14 protein-coding genes and 1 pseudogene are annotated in these 16,400 nt (G+C 62.4%); 3 read left to right on the top strand and 12 right to left on the bottom strand.

The window, feature by feature from the left end; genetic code table 11:
• The first annotated feature begins 74 nt into the window (after positions 1 to 74).
• Positions 75 to 1,697, top strand: a complete 1,623-nt coding sequence (aceB, locus tag QNO18_RS23525) for a malate synthase A (protein ID WP_283179897.1) — start codon at positions 75 to 77, stop codon at positions 1,695 to 1,697.
• Positions 1,698 to 1,775: 78 nt separating this feature from the next.
• Complete coding sequence (locus tag QNO18_RS23520; protein WP_283179896.1) at positions 1,776 to 3,383, top strand: isocitrate lyase; 1,608 nt, start codon at positions 1,776 to 1,778, stop codon at positions 3,381 to 3,383.
• 407 nt (positions 3,384 to 3,790) lie between these two features.
• Here the strand turns inward: QNO18_RS23520 and QNO18_RS23515 are convergent, their stop codons facing one another.
• The 12 genes and pseudogenes from QNO18_RS23515 to QNO18_RS23470 form a co-directional block, all read right to left on the bottom strand.
• Positions 3,791 to 4,681, bottom strand: a complete 891-nt coding sequence (locus tag QNO18_RS23515; RefSeq protein WP_283179895.1) for a LysR substrate-binding domain-containing protein — start codon at positions 4,679 to 4,681, stop codon at positions 3,791 to 3,793.
• 130 nt (positions 4,682 to 4,811) lie between these two features.
• A complete protein-coding gene (locus QNO18_RS25870; protein WP_349293943.1) occupies positions 4,812 to 5,387 on the bottom strand; it encodes an ATP-binding cassette domain-containing protein in 576 nt (191 codons plus the stop codon).
• A 32-nt stretch (positions 5,388 to 5,419) separates the two neighbouring features.
• On the bottom strand, positions 5,420 to 5,683 hold the full coding sequence (locus QNO18_RS25865) for a hypothetical protein (RefSeq protein WP_349293942.1): 264 nt from the start codon (positions 5,681 to 5,683) through the stop codon (positions 5,420 to 5,422).
• Between the two features lie 16 nt (positions 5,684 to 5,699).
• Positions 5,700 to 6,382: pseudogene (locus QNO18_RS25860) on the bottom strand (ABC transporter ATP-binding protein).
• Positions 6,379 to 7,221, bottom strand: a complete 843-nt coding sequence (locus tag QNO18_RS23505; RefSeq protein ID WP_198838782.1) for an ABC transporter permease — start codon at positions 7,219 to 7,221, stop codon at positions 6,379 to 6,381. The pseudogene QNO18_RS25860 and the gene QNO18_RS23505 overlap by 4 nt, the downstream one beginning before the upstream one ends.
• On the bottom strand, positions 7,218 to 7,658 hold the full coding sequence (locus QNO18_RS23500) for an ABC transporter permease (RefSeq protein WP_283179894.1): 441 nt from the start codon (positions 7,656 to 7,658) through the stop codon (positions 7,218 to 7,220). Before QNO18_RS23500 ends, QNO18_RS23505 begins: the two co-directional genes overlap by 4 nt.
• Positions 7,655 to 8,164 carry an ABC transporter permease gene (locus tag QNO18_RS23495; RefSeq protein WP_283179893.1) on the bottom strand — a complete coding sequence of 170 codons (510 nt, stop codon included), beginning with the start codon at positions 8,162 to 8,164 and terminating at the stop codon, positions 7,655 to 7,657. The genes QNO18_RS23500 and QNO18_RS23495 overlap by 4 nt, the downstream gene beginning before the upstream one ends.
• An 85-nt stretch (positions 8,165 to 8,249) precedes the next feature.
• A complete protein-coding gene (locus QNO18_RS23490; RefSeq protein WP_283179892.1) occupies positions 8,250 to 9,851 on the bottom strand; it encodes an ABC transporter substrate-binding protein in 1,602 nt (533 codons plus the stop codon).
• A 71-nt stretch (positions 9,852 to 9,922) separates the two neighbouring features.
• A complete protein-coding gene (locus QNO18_RS23485; RefSeq protein WP_283179891.1) occupies positions 9,923 to 10,954 on the bottom strand; it encodes an aldo/keto reductase in 1,032 nt (343 codons plus the stop codon).
• A gap of 41 nt (positions 10,955 to 10,995) precedes the next feature.
• Positions 10,996 to 12,501, bottom strand: a complete 1,506-nt coding sequence (locus QNO18_RS23480) for an aldehyde dehydrogenase family protein (protein ID WP_283179890.1) — start codon at positions 12,499 to 12,501, stop codon at positions 10,996 to 10,998.
• A 57-nt stretch (positions 12,502 to 12,558) separates the two neighbouring features.
• Positions 12,559 to 13,929, bottom strand: coding sequence for a lyase family protein (locus QNO18_RS23475; RefSeq protein WP_283179889.1), 1,371 nt, complete (start codon positions 13,927 to 13,929; stop codon positions 12,559 to 12,561).
• Positions 13,930 to 14,049: 120 nt separating this feature from the next.
• Complete coding sequence (locus tag QNO18_RS23470; protein WP_283179888.1) at positions 14,050 to 14,841, bottom strand: IclR family transcriptional regulator; 792 nt, start codon at positions 14,839 to 14,841, stop codon at positions 14,050 to 14,052.
• A gap of 132 nt (positions 14,842 to 14,973) precedes the next feature.
• Here QNO18_RS23470 and aldA point away from each other — a divergent pair, with 132 nt between their 5' ends.
• Positions 14,974 to 16,398, top strand: coding sequence for an aldehyde dehydrogenase (aldA, locus tag QNO18_RS23465; protein ID WP_283179887.1), 1,425 nt, complete (start codon positions 14,974 to 14,976; stop codon positions 16,396 to 16,398).
• The last annotated feature ends 2 nt before the right edge of the window (positions 16,399 to 16,400 follow it).

Genomic DNA, 16,400 nt, shown 5'->3' with positions numbered 1-16,400 from the left:
TTCAGATAGATAATGCACATGCGGCATAACATTACCATAGTGACTTTACGCCAGAGCCACATCGGAGAATCGTTATGCCGCTCGACCGTCCGCCCCATAGCCTGCCGCCCGTGATCCTGCGCGAAGTTCCCGGCGCCGACCGGGTTCTGACGCCTGACGCGCTGGCATTCCTCGCCGGGCTGCACCGTGCATTTTCCGGCCAGATCGACGCGCTAATGGCCGCGCGCCGCGCGCGTCAGCACAGTTATGATCTGGGTATGTTGCCGGAATACCTGACCGAGACGAAAGACATTCGTCAGGGGATCTGGGAGGCGGCTCCGGTGCCCCGGGTGCTGATGGACCGCCGGGTCGAGATCACCGGTCCGGCGGATCGCGCGACGATGATCACCGCGCTGAATTCAGGCGCGAAGGTCTTCATGGCCGATCTGGAAGACGCAAGTGCGCCGCGCTTCGACACCATGATCCAGGGGCAGGTGAACCTGCTCGATTACCGCGATCATGCGCTCGGCTGCACCGATCCGAAAACCGGCGAGACCCGGCAGGTCAAAGACGATCCGGCGCTTTTGATCCTGCGGCCGCGTGGTCTGCATCTTATTGAGGCCAATCTGCTGATCGACGGGCGTCCCGTCCCGGCGGCGCTGTTTGATTTCGGGCTGCATATCTTCCATTCCGGCAAGACGCTCGCCGCAGACGGGCGTGGTCCGTTTTATTACCTGCCAAAGCTGGAGAACCACCGCGAGTCGCGGCTGTGGAATGCGATTTTCCTCCACGCGCAGGAGGCACTGGATCTGATGCCCGGCACCATCAAGGCGACCGTGCTGATCGAGACGCTGCGCGCCGCCTTCGAGATGGATGAAATCATCTGGGAGCTGCGCGACCATATCGCCGGTCTGAACTGTGGCCGTTGGGATTACATCTTCAGCTATATCAAGACATTGCGCGCACATCCCGGTTACGTTTTGCCCGATCGGGCCGAAGTGACGATGGACCGCGCCTTCCTTGCGACCTATGCGGCGCGGCTGGTCAAGATCTGCCATCGGCGCGGCATCCATGCGATGGGCGGCATGTCTGCCGTGGTGCCAGGGCAGGGTGACGGGCAGGTGACAGAGGCCGCCTTCGCCCGCGTCCGCGCCGACAAAGAGCGCGAGGTGGGCCTTGGGCATGACGGCACCTGGGTTGCGCATCCAGATCTCGTGCCGGTCGCGCTGGAGGTTTTTGACGCCGCGATGCCTGGCCCGAACCAGATCCGCCGCCCGCGGCAGGATTACCGGATCGACCCCGCGATGCTGTTGAAACCGCATGACGGACGGGTGAGCGAGGCCGGCCTGCGCGACAATATCGCGGTCGCGATCGAATATCTGGCGCAATGGCTGCAGGGCCGTGGCGCGGTGGCGATCAATGGGATGCTGGAAGATGCCGCCGCGGCCGAGATCGCGCGGATGCAGCTCTGGCAATGGCTGCGCCACGGGTCCGAGGTGACGCTGACCGATGGTGACCATACGAAACTGACCGCCGAATGGCTCGCCTCGCTGATCCAGGAAGAGATCGTCAAAATCCTTGGCCGCCTTGGGCCGACCGGCTTCCACCGGGGCCATTACGCCTCGGCCTCTCGGATCGTGCATGAGGCGATCCTTGCCACGACGCCTCCCGATTTCATCACATTGCCGGCCTATGACGTGCTGAACGCGCTCGACTGATGGACCGGCTGACCACGCTTTCCCCCTTTGGCGGGGCCTGTGCCTGCCAGCCTTCTCTTCTCCATGAAAGGATCTCCGATGCCCCGCAAGACCTATGCAGAACTGCGCCGCGAGGTTGCGCAGCGTTACCCGACCGGCCAGACGGCGGGTGGGGTCTCGGTCGATGATATCGTGCAGCTGCGGTTGCAAAACTCCTGGGAGAGCCATCTCGAAATCGCCCGCGAAATGTCGGTGGTGATGCGGGCCGATATGGCGGCCTATGACCAGGATGCGTCGAAATTCACGCAATCCCTGGGCTGCTGGTCAGGCTTTCATGCCCAGCAGATGATCAAAGCGGTCAAGCGGATGCGCGGCACTGCGAAAGGGACTTACGTCTATCTTTCCGGCTGGATGGTTGCCGGGCTGCGCAATCGCTGGGGCCATCTGCCCGACCAGTCGATGCACGAAAAAACCGCCGTCGCCGATCTGATCCAGGAAATTTACACCTCTCTGCGCCAGGCCGATGAGGTGGCGCTGAACGACCTGTTCCGCGCGCTGAAATCCGCGCAGACCGAAGAGGCGCGCGACGCCGCCATTGCCGCCATTGACGGGTTCGAGACTCATGTCGTGCCGATCATCGCCGATATTGATGCCGGTTTCGGCAATGAACATGCCACCTATCTGCTGGCGAAGGAGCTGATCAAGGCGGGGGCCTGCTGCCTCCAGATCGAAAACCAGGTGTCAGACGCCAAGCAATGCGGCCACCAGGACGGCAAGGTCACTGTCCCGCGCGAGGATTTCATCGAGAAACTCCGCGCCTGCCGCCTCGCATTCGAGGAACTCGGCGTCGATCAGGGGGTAATCGTTGCGCGCACCGACAGTCTTGGTGCGGGGCTGACGCAGAAAGTTCCGGTCTCCGCCCGCCCGGGCGATCTGGCCAGCCACTATAACAAATGGCTCAAGGTAGAGCCGATCTCTGACGCAAACCCGATCCGGGAAGGCGAGCTGGCGCTTTACCAGGGTGGCGAATTCGTGCGGCCGCTGCGCCTGCCAAACGGCCTCTTCCCCTTCAGGGAGGGCACCGGTCGCGCCCGGGTGATCGAGGATTGCGTCGCGAACCTGACCGAGGGCGGCGCCGACCTCCTCTGGATCGAGACCGACACCCCGAATGTCGATGAGATCGCCGGCATGGTCGCCGAGATCCGTAAGGCGGTGCCGAATGCGAAACTGACCTATAACAACTCACCGAGCTTCAACTGGACGCTGAATCTCAGGAAACAGGTACGTGAGGAATGGCTGGCAGCGGGCCGGATCAAAGCCAGCGATTACCCCGACGGCAATGAGCTGATGAAAGCCGATTTCGACGCGACCGATCTGGGCCGCGAGGCGGATCAGCGTCTGCAGCGTTTCCAGACCGATATCTCGGCCCGGGCGGGGGTGTTCCACAACCTGATCACGCTGCCGACCTTCCACCTCACCGCGAAATCCGTCGATGAATTGTCGCGCGGCTATTTCGGCGAGGAAAAGATGCTGGCATATGTCAAAACCGTGCAACGCGAGGAAATCCGTCGCGGTGTCTCGGCGGTCAGGCACCAGCATGAGGTCGGCTCGGATCTTGGTGATACTTTCAAGGAAATGGTCTCGGGCGAACGTGCGCTGAAAGCCGGCGGGCACGCCAATACCATGAACCAGTTCGCGGCCGAGTAATCCCGCGACCATTGCCGGTGCTCTCCCGGAAATTGGCGCCGCCCTGTCAAAGGGGCGGCGCCGCCTGTCAGGCCGCTGAAGCAGTCCTGGCCCGGCCCCGGTTTCGGATCATTATTTACCTTCCGCAGCGCAAAAGCGGCGGTGGAGCCGCGCGTATCCCGGCGCGGCTTCCGTGGCGCGAGATCCGGCAGGTGGTGAATGACGCGCGGGGGGCCTGGATGCGGGGGGCCTGGTGCTCTGCACTGGGTTCGGCCTCCCTTCGCCTGCGCCAGAGCGGCTGGTCTGCACCTGGCACATCGCGAGGTCGCCCCTCCCGCCAGAGCCGCCCGGTTCGGATGCGGCCTGGGCGGTTTGAGAAACGTGCACTCTAATCTCAGAGGTCAGCACGCACTTGCCTGCCAGCCTGGTCAGTCGCCGGCCGGAGCGCGCGTCCCCTGCAGCGCCAGCTGCTGCATCCAGCGGGCGAAATGCACCACCCTGCTGCGGGCCAGCCGCTCGGTCGGGATGTCGAGCCAATAGCCGTAAGGGCCGGTCACCACCACCGGGTCGATCTGGATCAGCGCGCCGGAAACCAGCTCGGATTCGATCATATTGCGGTCGATCACCGCAAGACCCGCCCCCGAGACAGCAGCCTGCGTCACCATGTCCAGCGTCGCGAATTCCATCGCATTTTCCGGCAGATCGCGGCGATCATGCTGGGCCGAGGCGAACCAGTTATCCCAGGTGGGCAGCCGGAGCGCGCGGTCCAGCACGTAAAGCAGGCAGCTTGCGCGCAGCCGTTCGGGATCGGCCCAGAGATCGGGGGCGCAGACCGCGATATGCTGCTCTACCATCAGGCGGGTTGATGACTGGCGGTCGCGGGGGTCGGTGCCGAACCGGATCACACAGTCGAACCGCACATTGTCATCAGGGCTCAGATGCAGCGAGAGATCGAGATCGGGGAAGCGTTGCCGGAACGAGACCAGCCGGCGCGAGAGCCAGCGCGCGGCAAAGGTTGGCGGCGCCAGCAAAGTCAGCTTCTGGCGCGGCACAGATTTGCGCGCCTCCTGCACGGCGTCGTCGATCAGATCAAAGGCCCCGGCAAGGCGCTCATGCAGCATCGTCCCGGCCTCGGTCAGCTCAACCGCATTGCCGATGCGGCGAAAGAGCGCGATGTCTAGGGTGCTTTCCAGCTGGCGGATCTGCCGGCTGACCGCGCTTTGCGTGACGCCGAGGCGATGCGCGCCTTCGGTGAAGCTGAGGCATTGGCCAACGGTCGCGAAGGCGCGCAGCGAAGTCAGAGAGGGGGCGGACGACATCGGAAGGGCAGGGCTCCCGGCACAGGAAACGGGGGCGCGCCGACCGGGCGCGCCCCGAACCTTCTGCTGCTGTCTGCCGCGCGTCAAGGCCCCGTCTGATGCAGGAATGCGGGGCATTCGCCCACTGGCCTCAGAATGCGTCGCGCCCGGGGGCGGCGGCGATCAGCTCACGCGTATAGGGATGCTGTGGCCGGGTCAGGACCTCGCTTGCCGGGCCGCGCTCGACCACATGACCTTGGCTCAGCACCACGATCTCGTCGCTGATCTGGGCGGCAACACGCAGGTCATGGGTGATGAACACCACCGCAAGCTGCAGCCGTTTTTGCAGATCGGCCAGCAGATCCAGCACCTGGGCCTGGACCGAGACATCCAAAGCCGAGACGCTTTCATCGGCGATCAGCACATCGGGTTGCATTGCCAGCGCGCGGGCAATGCCGATCCGCTGCCGCTGCCCGCCGGAAAAGGCGGCCGGTCTGCGGGTATAGGCGCTGCGTTCAAGGCCCACCAGCTCCAGCAGTTCTTTCGCGCGGGTGACGGCTTCGGCGCGGCTGGCGCCCGAGAGCACGGCGGCGCGGGCGATCATCGGCCCGACGCGTCGGCGCGGGTTCAAAGATCCGAACGGGTCCTGGAAGATCATCTGGATCCGCTTGCGCATCCCGCGCAGCCCTTCGCCGCTTGCGCCCAGAATATCCTCGCCCGCCACCACGATCCTGCCGGAGGTCGGGTCGATCAGCCGGATCAGGTTCTTTGCGATCGTGGATTTCCCGACCCGCTTTCGCCGACGATCGAGAGCACGCGGCCCGGTGCGACAGCGATGCTGATATCATGCAGCACCTGTTTCGCGCCGTAAGCATGGTTCAGCTGCGTGACCTCCAGCGCCGGTTTGGCGGCCTCGGGGGCAGGGCGGTCATGGGGCACAAGGCTTGGAACTGCCGCGATCAGGGTCTTGGTATAGTCATGTTGTGGGTCTTTCAGCACCTGTTCGGCGGTGCCGAGCTCCACCACCTCGCCCCGCGCATCACCGCGATACGGTCGGCGATATCGGCCACCACCCCAGATCATGAGTAATGAAGATGATCCCATGGCCATGCACGTCGCGCAGTTCCCGGATCAGTTTCAGCACCTGGGCCTGGGTGGTCACATCCAGCGCTGTGGTCGGCTCATCGGCGATCAGCAGTTTCGGGCTCATCGCCAGCGCCATCGCGATCACCACGCGCTGGCATTGCCCGCCGGAAAGCTGATGCGGGTAGCTTTTCAGGATGCGGTCGGGTTCGGGCAGATGCATTGCCTCGACCAGACGCCGCGCCTCGCGGGCGCGATCCGCCTTCGACATATCGGAATGGAGGATAAAGACCTCTTCGATCTGGCTCGCGACCGTGAGGGCGGGTTCAGCGAGGCCATCGGCTCCTGAAAGATCATGCCGATCTCTTTGCCGCGGATCTTCTGCCACTGCCGTTCCGAAAGCGTCAGCAGATCCTGGCCCGCCATCAGTGCCTCGCCACTGGCGACCGAAAGACCCTTTGGCGCGGCCCCCATCAGGGTTGCGGTCAGCACCGATTTTCCCGAACCGGATTCGCCAACGATGCAAAGGATCTCGCGCGGCTTCACGTCCAGCGTGACGCCCTGGACCGCGAAAGGCCGGTCGGCACCTTTCGGCAGCGCGACCGAGAGATTACGGATATCAAGCAATGCGTCGCTCATGCCTGGCGCTCCTTCGCATCATTCACTTCACGCAGCCCGTCGGCCAGCAGGCTGAGGCCCAGTGTAAGGGTCGAGATCGCGATACAGGGAAAGACCACCAGATGCGGGAAGGCGATGGCCATGGCGCGGCCCTCATTCACCATGCCGCCCCAGTCAGGGGTGGGCGGCGGCAAGCCGAGGCCGAGAAAGCCGAGCGTCCCGATGGTGATGGCCGTATAGCCAAGCCGCAGGCAGAAATCGACGGCGAGCGGCCCGGTGGTGTTTGGCAGAATGTCGATGAACAGGATACGCCAGGTGCTTTCGCCCTGCGTGATCGCGGCCTTGACGAAATCGCGGCTGGCCACGTCGATGGTGATGGCGCGCACGATGCGGAAGATCGCCGGGGCCGAGCTGAAGGTCACCGCAATCACGATATTCACCGGAGAGGCCCCGATCACCACGATAATTACGATGTAAAGGACCAGCACCGGGAAGCTGAGGATCACATTGGCGAGGAAACACAGCACCGCATCGGTGCGCCCGCCGGCATAGCCCGCGATCAGGCCAAAGCTCAGACCCAGAATATAGGCGGTCAGAGTGGCAAGCGTGGCATAGATCACCACGGTCTGCGCCCCCCAGATCAGCCGCGAAAGAATATCACGGCCGAGCATATCGGTTCCCAGCAGGAAATATTCGCCATTCGATCCGGTGGTCAGGGGTTTGACCAGAGGCTGCAGGGTTTGCAGCGGGTTATAGGGCGCAAGAACCGGCGCGAGGATCGCGACCAGCAGCCAGCCGAAGGCGAGGAACCCACCGATCAGAACCAGCGGCTTTTGCAGGTAGGGGGTCAGCGCCTTCATGCTTTTGCTCCCAGCTCGATACGGGGGTTCAGCCAGCCATAGAGCACATCCGAGAGGATCTGGCTCAGAACGACGACGAGGACCGAAATCATCGCGCAGGCTTCGATCAGATAGATGTCCTGGTTCAGCGCGGCGTCATAGAGGAGGGTGCCAAAGCCCTTATAGGCATAGAACACCTCGACCACGATCACGCCGGAGAGCAGCCAGGGCAGTTGCAGCATGATGACGGTCACGGGCGTGATCAGCGCGTTTCTCAGCGCATGGCGCAACACGATCCGCGACAGGCTCGCGCCTTTGAGCCGCGCGGTGCGGATGTAATGGGTGGACATCACATCGACCATCGAGGCGCGGGTGACGCGGGCCAGATAGCCCATCGAATAAAGCCCCAGCACCGAGACCGGCAGGATCAGCTCGCGGAAGGAAAACCCGGAAATCATCGTACTGGCCCCCGGCAGAAGTCCCAGCCAGAAGACAAAGATCCCGAGAGAAACACCGCCGAGGCGAAATCCGGGATCGAGGTGGTGATCACAGAAAACACCGAAATCACCCGGTCCAGCACGGTGCCGGGCCGCATCCCGGCAAGGATCCCAAGTCCAAGCCCGAAGATGATGATCACGAGGAGCGCGCCGCCCGCGAGGATTGCCGAGGCGCCAAGGCGCGGCAGCACCATATCCATCACCGGTGCGCGGTAATAGGTCGACTGCCCCCAGTCGCCGGTTACGAAATTCGCCAGCCAGCGGAGATAGCGGATCAGGAACGGGTCGTTATAGCCGTTTTGCAACAGCCAGGCCGCGCGCTGATCGGCGGTGGAATACTGCCCCAGCACCTTGACGGCGACTTCCTCGATATTCACCTCGAGTGCGAGAAAGATCAGGAACGAGACCGCCACCATTGTGGCGATCGCGATCGCGGTCTTTCGGATCAGAAATCTGCCCAGGGACACCAGACACCCTCCTTTTTCAGTTGAGCCGCGCCGAGGCGCGAAAGGGGGCCGGGCGCAAAGGCCCGACCCCTGTTTCGGGTGGCGATCAGGCCAGCCAGACGCCATCCATACGGAAGAAGTCCGACGGATGCAGCACAAAGCCGCGCACATTCTGCGCCGCGGCCGAGAAACGGTTCGGCCAATAGGGCTGCACCATCACCGCGTCATCGCGCAGAATGGTTTCGACGACAGCCATTGCCTCCCGGCGGGCGTCCGGGTCAACCAGTGACATCGCCTTGTTCAGCGCCTCGTCAAAGGCCGGGTTGGCGTAATGGCTTTCGTTCCAGGCACCGCCCGTGCGATAGGCCAGATCCAGCGTCATGGTGCCCAGCGGACGATGCGCCCAATAGGTGACGCCGAAGGGGACCTTGTCCCAGATCGGCCAGTATTGCGACGCGGGCAGTACGTTCAGCTTCAGCCTTATGCCGGCCTCGGCGAGGTTCTGTTGCAGGACCTGAGCGGTGTCCTGCTCCCATTTGCCCTGGGTATTGCCAAGGGTCAGCTCGATATCGATGCCATCCGGATAGCCGGCCTCGGCCAGCAGCGCCTTTGCAGCCGCCACATCGCGGGCAATCGGATCGACCGGCGCGTAATCGGCCTGAACCGGCGAGACATGGTAGTTCGCGCCCAGATCCCCTTCGCCACGATAGGCAATCGCCAGCATCTGGCCATTGTCAGCCGCCAGCTGCACCGCTTTGCGCACGCGGATATCGTCGAAGGGCTTCTGGTCCACCTGCATCCGGATCGCCAGGGTATGGGCCGCTTTGCCGGCCAGTATCTGGATATTCGGCAGCGACTGCATCAGGTCATATTCAGCAATCGTCGCGCGGTAGAGCACGTCGACCTGGCCGCTGGACAGCGCTGCCAGATGGGTGGTGATATCGGCGCCAAGGTCGATGTAATGCACTTCGTCCAGATAGGCCGGGGTGCCCCAGTAATCCTCGCGCTTCTTGAAGATCGCCTGACGGCCGACCTCATGGCTGACCAGCGAGAAGGGGCCGGTCCCGACCGGATCAGCCGGCCAGTTACCGGCAAAACCACGATGCGCGATGGCGCAGGTATGGGAGTAAAGCTGTTCGGGCAGCGAGGCGATGGCGCGCGAGAGCGTGATGCGCACCGAATGATCGCCGGTCTTTTCGATTTTCGTGATCGCCTCAAACGCGCTCTTGTTCGAGGATTGCGAGTCCGGTGCGATCCAGCGTTCGATGTTGAAGATCACATCTTCCGGGCCGAACTGATCGCCATTCGACCATTTGGCGCGCTCATCCAGCTCGAAATCCCAGACGGTCAGGTCGTCCGAGGCCGACCAGCTTTTCGCCAGATAGGGATGGGTGATATTGTCGGCATCGACAAAGGTCAGGAATTCAAGGCAGTTGCGCAACAGGTTCGAGGATTCGATCCAGGTTGCCATCATCGGATCGGTGATTTCCTGGATCTGGCAGGCAAAACGCAGCGTACCGCCGGCTTTCGGCGTCTCTTCGGCGCGCAGCATACCAGGGACTGCACCTGCAGCCCCCACGGCGACGCCAAGCCATGCCATGCCACGCAGGAAACCACGACGGTCAATCTGCCCTGCCGCAAAACGGCTTTGCATGGCGCGGGCTTCCGGGTGCAGCGGCTTGCCGTTCAGCGTTTTGAAGTCATCCATCCTTATTCTCCCTGTCGGATACTTTATTGAAATGTGACCGGAGCGGCGTTGCCGCCGCTCCGGTAAAGGCCTCAGGCCACGGCATCCAGCGCGAAACGGCCAGTAGCCGGGCGCGGCGCGCGCGGGATGCGCTTGCCAGCGGTGTAATCGTTGATCACGTCACAAGGCGTGTAATTGCGCTCGATCTCATACACCTCTTCGGCATCAAGCTCGGTGCTCAGTGCCGCCAGCGCTGAATCGAATTGCGCCCGCGTATCGGCACCAACCAGCATCGATGAGACTTCGGGCTTTCTGAGCACCCAGGCCTGAGCGATCTGCGCCGGGCTGAGGCCGCGCGCCTCGGCCACCCGCGCGACCGATATCGCGACATCGCGCGAGGCGGCATCATTATACATCTCGGCGGTGAAGAAGTCGGTCTTGTTGCGGACCGAATTCATATCGCTGGACAGGATGCCCCGCGCGAGCGGGCTGAAGACCGAGACGCCAATGCCCTGATCCATGCAGAAGGGCAGCATCTCGCGCTCTTCCTCGCGATAGGCGGCGTTCAGCTGCAGCTGCATATTGATCGGTTTTGCCCAGCCATGTTTCTCGCAGACCGCGAGGATTTTGGCGAATTGCCAGGTGAACATCGTCGAGACGCCGATATAGCGGGCTTTGCCGGCACGCACGATGTCGTTCATCGCTTCCATGGTTTCTTCGATCGGGGTCTCGGTATCGAAGTAATGCAACATATAGATGTCGACATAATCGGTCTTCATCCGGGTCAGCGAGCCATGCAGCGCATCGAACACATGTTTGCGGGAATGGCCGCCATTGTTCGCGCCGCCCCCGATCGGATAGCCAAGCTTGGTCGCGATCACCAGCTCATCGCGTTTCGCCAGTTTGCGCAGCACGTTGCAGACGACTTCCTCGCCCGCGCCCGCCGAGTAGAAATCGGCGAGGTCGATGAAGTTCACGCCATTGTCGAGCGCATGGCCGATGATCGGCTCGGACTCGGTCTCGTCGAAGATCCAGGGCTTCCAGGATTTCGAGCCCATATTCATCGTGCCGAGGCAGAGGCGCGACACTTTCAGGCCGGATTGGCCAAGACGGGTATATTGCATAGTCTTCAGTCTCTCGAAGAGGGTGTTGCTTGCAGGCGGGGTCAGCCGCCGAAATGGATCCAGGTGCCTTTGGTTTTCGTGTAGGAAGACAGCGAATGGATCGCCATTTCCTTGCCCCAGCCGCTTTCCTTGAAGCCGCCAAAGGGTGCTGACAGCCCATAGCAGCCGTAGCGGTTCACAAAGACCATACCGGCATCGAGGCGCTCGGCCATGCGGTGGGCGAGGTTTACATTGCCGGTATAGACGCCGGCGGCGAGGCCATAGCTGGTGCCATTGGCGATGCGAACGGCCTCATCCGCGGTCTCGAACGGGGTGCAGGACAGGACCGGGCCGAAGATCTCTTCCTGCGCGATGCGGGCAGTGTCGGGGACGTTGGAAAAAATTGTCGGGCGGACGAACAGGCCTTTGGCGTTACTGCCAGAGGTGTCTGCGATGCCTCCTGCGACGAGTTCGGCCTCTGTCTTGCCGATCTCGATATACTCCATGATGCGTTTGAACTGCGCCTCATTGCATTGCGCGCCCTGTTCGGTCAAAGCCAGCAGCGGGTCGCCGCAGGTCACTGCCTCCGCCTTCGCGATCAGCTTTTCCAGAACATAGTCATAGATGCCCTTCTGGATCAGGAAGCGCGTCGGCTCGGAACATTTCTCGCCCTTTTGCGAGAACATCACATAGAAGGCGCGATCAATCGCGGCATCCAGATTGAGCGTATCCTCAAAAAAGATGCAGGGCGATTTGCCGCCCAGTTCCAGCGTGACGCCTTTCAGGTTCGAGGCCCCCGAATTCGCCACGATGCGACGCCCGACGCCGGTCGACCCGGTAAAGGACACTTTATGGACATTGCGGCTCAGCGTCAGCTGGTTCGCGGCTGCGCCATCGCAAAGGACCAGGTTCAGGAGGCCTTTGGGAAGATCCAGTTCGCGGTCGATCAGCTCAAACAGATGCAGCGTCGCAAGCGGCGTATATTCCGAGGGCTTCATCACCACGGCATTGCCCATCGCCAGCGCCGGTGCGATCTTCAGGCTGGCCTGGTAGAGCGGGTAATTCCAGGGCGCGATCAGGGCGCAGACACCGACCGGCTCTTTGGTGGTGAAATTCAGGAAGCCATCTTCGACCGGCGAGACCTCGCCGTAGAATTTATCGGTCCAGCCGGCGTAATATTCAAAGATTTCGGCGCAGGTGTAGATGTCGTCGTTGACGGCCTCAACGTAGGTCTTGCCATTGGCAAGGCTTTCCAGCAGCGCCAGATGTTTCACATTCTCGCGGATCAGCCGCGCAATCGCGATAAGCTGATCGGCGCGCGCCTTGCGCGAGGTCTTGCGGCTCCAGGCTTCCGTCTGATGGCAGCGGTTCGCGGCCTCGGCGGCAGTCTCGATCTGACCGGCATCGGCCAGTGCGATCTGGCAGAGGGTTTCCCCGGTCGCCGGGTTCTTCACCCCCCAGGCGGCACCGTTTCCGGCAACCCATTCACCATTTATATATTGTTTCTTGCTCTCTTTGAGCCAGGATTTGGCCCAGTCAAGATCGGTATCGAGCAATTCATCTGTCATTGTCGTCTTCCACAGAGGAGGTCTGTTTGGGGAAACTGTAGGGTGTACGGCGCGCGCTCAGCGGGGTTCGGCTTCGGCCACCTTGCGGCGCACGAAATCGACGTCACCGGCGGCATCTTTGGCGACCTGGGCCGAGTAGCTGTAGCCTTTCAGCTGTTTCAGCCGGATCAGTGAGGGCAGCAGGCTGGTCGAGAGATCCTGGTTGCGGGCTGCATCGGGCCGCAGGCCCTGCACGCAGTTGCGCCGCAGCGTCGCGACACCGCTTTCCAGCACCCCGATCATTTCGAGAAGGCTCACGATCACCACCGCTTCCCAGGGGTTGTAATCCATCTCGCCATGATCCTGGGTCATCGCCATCGCCGCCGCATGACCGACCGCGATCATGCCGCATTGCACCATGAATTCCGGGATGGTCGGATTGACCTTGCCGGGGATTGCGGAGGATCCCGGCTGCATCGCTGGCAGCCGGATTTCGCCAAGACCGCCATGCGGGCCCGAGGCCATCAGCCGCAGGTCTTTCGCGAACCGGATCAGCGTCCGGGCCAACTGATCAAGCGAGGCGCCAAGCGCCAGCAGCCGGTCATGTGCCTGGCTTGCGGCGAAAAGATTGTCGGTGCGGGTGAGACCGGCGGGCAGGCTCGCTGCCTCAAGCGCGGCATTCAGGGCGGGCAGGATCGTGGCAAAAAAGGCCGGTTCGCAATCTTCGGACCGCCCGATGATATTGCCACCGATGGACACCTCGCGCAGCGTATCGGCATCGCGTGTGGCGCGCTCCAGGTTAAAGCGCAGCGAGGCGGAGACGCCGCCGAGGTAATCGGCAAAACCGATATCAACTGCATCCTGCAGGCAGGTCCGCGCCAGTTTGCGCAAGGGCGCCCAGTCGGCGCCCAGCCGGTCGAGATCAGCAGCCAGGCCTTCGACCTCAGCCGCCAGGCCCGCAAAAGCCACCCGTGCCGCGATGTGGCAGCCGGTGGACAGGCAGTCAGCGGTGGAATGGTTCAGGTTCGCATGATCGTTCGGGTGGATCGGGGTGTAAGACCCGTACTCCGCGCCAAATCCGGCTTTATTCGCCAGATTGGCCAGAACCTCGTTGAGGTTCATATTAAAGGAAATCCCGCCGCCGCCATGGAAGGCATGGACTGGAAACGCCTCGGGGCATGGGGTGGTCAACAGGTCCGAGGCCGCATCGATCAGCGCCTCACCCATGGCAGGCTCAATCGCGCCGGTGTCGATATTGACCTGTGCTGCGGCCTTTTTGACGATCAGCATCGCGTTCAGCAGGGCGGGGTAATCGGAAAAGCGCTTTTGCCCGGCCAGCGGGTAAAGCCGCTCAGCACGTTCGGTCTGGATGCCGAAAACGGCGTCCAGGCTGACATCAAGCATACCAATACTGTCACGCTCGACGCGTGTCTTCCGTCCGCTGACCATGAATCGGGTTCTCCCCCACGATGGCGATCAGGAAAGTCGATTTCGTGGCAGTGAACAAACGACTATTCCGCCGGGGTCATTCCAAAAAGTCATGACCTAGGGAGAAAGTGGTATTTCAGATCAGAGGATATGCGAGGAAAGCTGGCGCGCTGCCTGGACGACGTTTTTCGAATAGACCCGCGCGCTTTGCAGGCTCAGCGCCTCGCCGGTGAAACAGGCGCTGATGGCGGCGACTGGCTCACCGCGCCCGTTGACGACCGGGGCGGCGACGCAACCGACATCAAGCTGGATCTCGTTAAGGCTGACCGCATAGCCAAGCCGCGCCGAACGTTGCAGGTCCTGGGCCAGAGCCGGCAGATCGGCCGCCATGCCGGGCGCGGCAAGGCCCTCATCGCGCAGATAGGTGAGCTGATCTTCCAGCGGGCGGGCGGCAAGGATCGCCTTGCCGGAGGCCGAAAGATGCATCGGCATGGTACGCCCGACATAGGCGTTGAACGCCGTGCTGGCCGGCGCATCCAGCCGCGCAAGGATCACCACCTGATTGCCGATTGGCAGGCTGAGAAAGATCGAGCGGTGGATCTCGTTCTTCAGGATCTCGGCGATGGGGTAGAAATGCGGCACAAAGGGCTGGCGGGCGAATACCGCTGAGGCAAGCTGGAACAGCCGCGAGCCGGGGATATAGGTTTTGCGCCGCCCAGGAGCGAGCGCGATCAGCCGGTGGCTGAGCATCGCCTGGATGATCCTGTGCGCCGTGGCCTGGGCGATGCCGGTCTTCTCGCAGATTTCAGAGAGTTGCAGCGGCCAGGGCGAGGCCGAAAGCACGTCAAGGACAGCCACTGTGCCGTCAATGGCGGGGGCGGCGGTTTTCACGAAGTCGCGTTTCGCGGCATCAGGCTTTCCGGAATCTGTCATGTTCAACACGCTCATCGGCAAGGGGCGGCATATTTCTTCCATATATGGAATATTTATTCCTGATATGGAAATTTATTGACAGGCTGATGCGTCTGCCCTCTGGTCCTGGCCGAAATCGGACCGGAGGACGCCATGCGGATCGACCGCAACTTCGTCAATAATGACTTCCTGACATCGGATGGCGAAGAGCTGATCGCAGTGCTGAACCCGGCCACTGGTCAGCAGATCGCGCATGTCACCGCCGCCACCGCCGCCGAGGCGCGGGCTGGCGTAGAGGCGGCGGCCCATGCACAGCGCGGCTGGCGGCGTCTGACCTCGGTCGAGCGGGCCGGGCATCTGCGGGCGCTGGCCGATATGCTGGTGGCACGCAAGGACCGGATCGGCGCGGTGCTGGCGCTTGAATCCGGGAAAAGCCTTGAGGATGCGACGGGTGAGGTCTTTTACGCGGCCGAGCTGACGCGCTACCATGCCGAATGGGCGCGACGGATCGAGGGGGAAATTATCCCCTCGGACAGCCCTGATGAGAACCTTCTGTTGCAGCGCGAACCGATTGGCGTCGTCGCGGCGCTGATCCCGTTCAACTACCCGATCTATACGCTGATGCGCAAAATCGCCCCGGCGCTGATTGCGGGCAATACCGTGGTGGCGCGGCCTTCGAACAACACGCCGTCTTCGGCGCTGGAAGTGGCGCGGGCGGTGAAAGATTGCGGCTTTCCGGCGGGTGCGATCAATATCCTCGCGATGACGCATCAGGTGGCGCAGACCGTCTGCACCCATCCGAAGGTTGGCATGATCACGCTGACCGGCAGCGTCGGTGCGGGCCGCAAGGTGCTGGAATACAGTCAGGTCAATATCGCGAAATCCTCGCTGGAACTGGGCGGCAAGACGCCCGCGATCATCGAGGCGGATGCCGATCTGGAAAAGGCAGCCGCGGCGGTGGTCGCGTCGCGCACCACCCATTGCGGCCAGCTCTGCACTGCGATCGAGCGGGTCTATGTGCAGGACAGCGTGCATGATCAGTTTGTCGATCTGCTGCGCGGCCATATGGCGGCGCGTAAATTCGGCGACCGGATGCGCGAGCCTTCGGTGATGGGGCCGCTGATCAACCAGAATTCCCGGGTGAACATCCATCAGATGGTCAGCCGCGCCATTGATGACGGGGCGCAGCTGGAATGCGGCGGCTTCATCCCTGAGGGCCCAGGCTGGTTCTACCCGCCGACGCTGCTGACGAATTGCCGCCAGGAGATGGAGATCGTGCAGGAAGAGGTATTCGGCCCTGTCCTGCCGGTGCTGCGCTATCAGACGACCGAAGACGCGCTCGCGATGGCCAATGATCACCAGTTCGGTCTGTCCTCGGTCATTTATACTGAGAATTACCGCAAGGCGATGATGGTTGCGAACAATATCGAAGCGGGCGAGGTCTATATCAACCGCACCCCCGCCGACCCCTATCAGGGCTATCATTCAGGCTGGAAACGCTCGGGCCTTGGCGGGGATGACGGCAAACACGGGATGCTGGATTTCACCCAGACCCGCCTTGTGATCCAGAGCTGGTGAGG

Source organism: Gemmobacter sp. 24YEA27 (genome assembly GCF_030052995.1).
Classification (GTDB): domain Bacteria; phylum Pseudomonadota; class Alphaproteobacteria; order Rhodobacterales; family Rhodobacteraceae; genus Pseudogemmobacter.
This window is presented reverse-complemented; position numbering and strand designations above follow the sequence as displayed.

Bases quoted from the DNA above. Each gene is read 5' to 3' on its own strand.
- QNO18_RS23480 (WP_283179890.1), bottom strand. From the start codon at position 12,501: ATGACAGATGAATTGCTCGATACCGATCTTGACTGGGCCAAATCCTGG.
- aceB (WP_283179897.1), top strand. From the start codon at position 75: ATGCCGCTCGACCGTCCGCCCCATAGCCTGCCGCCCGTGATCCTGCGC.
- QNO18_RS23520 (WP_283179896.1), top strand. From the start codon at position 1,776: ATGCCCCGCAAGACCTATGCAGAACTGCGCCGCGAGGTTGCGCAGCGT.
- QNO18_RS23475 (WP_283179889.1), bottom strand. From the start codon at position 13,929: ATGGTCAGCGGACGGAAGACACGCGTCGAGCGTGACAGTATTGGTATG.
- QNO18_RS23505 (WP_198838782.1), bottom strand. From the start codon at position 7,221: ATGAAGGCGCTGACCCCCTACCTGCAAAAGCCGCTGGTTCTGATCGGT.
- QNO18_RS23500 (WP_283179894.1), bottom strand. From the start codon at position 7,658: ATGATTTCCGGGTTTTCCTTCCGCGAGCTGATCCTGCCGGTCTCGGTG.
- QNO18_RS23515 (WP_283179895.1), bottom strand. From the start codon at position 4,681: ATGTCGTCCGCCCCCTCTCTGACTTCGCTGCGCGCCTTCGCGACCGTT.
- QNO18_RS23470 (WP_283179888.1), bottom strand. From the start codon at position 14,841: ATGACAGATTCCGGAAAGCCTGATGCCGCGAAACGCGACTTCGTGAAA.
- aldA (WP_283179887.1), top strand. From the start codon at position 14,974: ATGCGGATCGACCGCAACTTCGTCAATAATGACTTCCTGACATCGGAT.
- QNO18_RS23490 (WP_283179892.1), bottom strand. From the start codon at position 9,851: ATGGATGACTTCAAAACGCTGAACGGCAAGCCGCTGCACCCGGAAGCC.
- QNO18_RS23485 (WP_283179891.1), bottom strand. From the start codon at position 10,954: ATGCAATATACCCGTCTTGGCCAATCCGGCCTGAAAGTGTCGCGCCTC.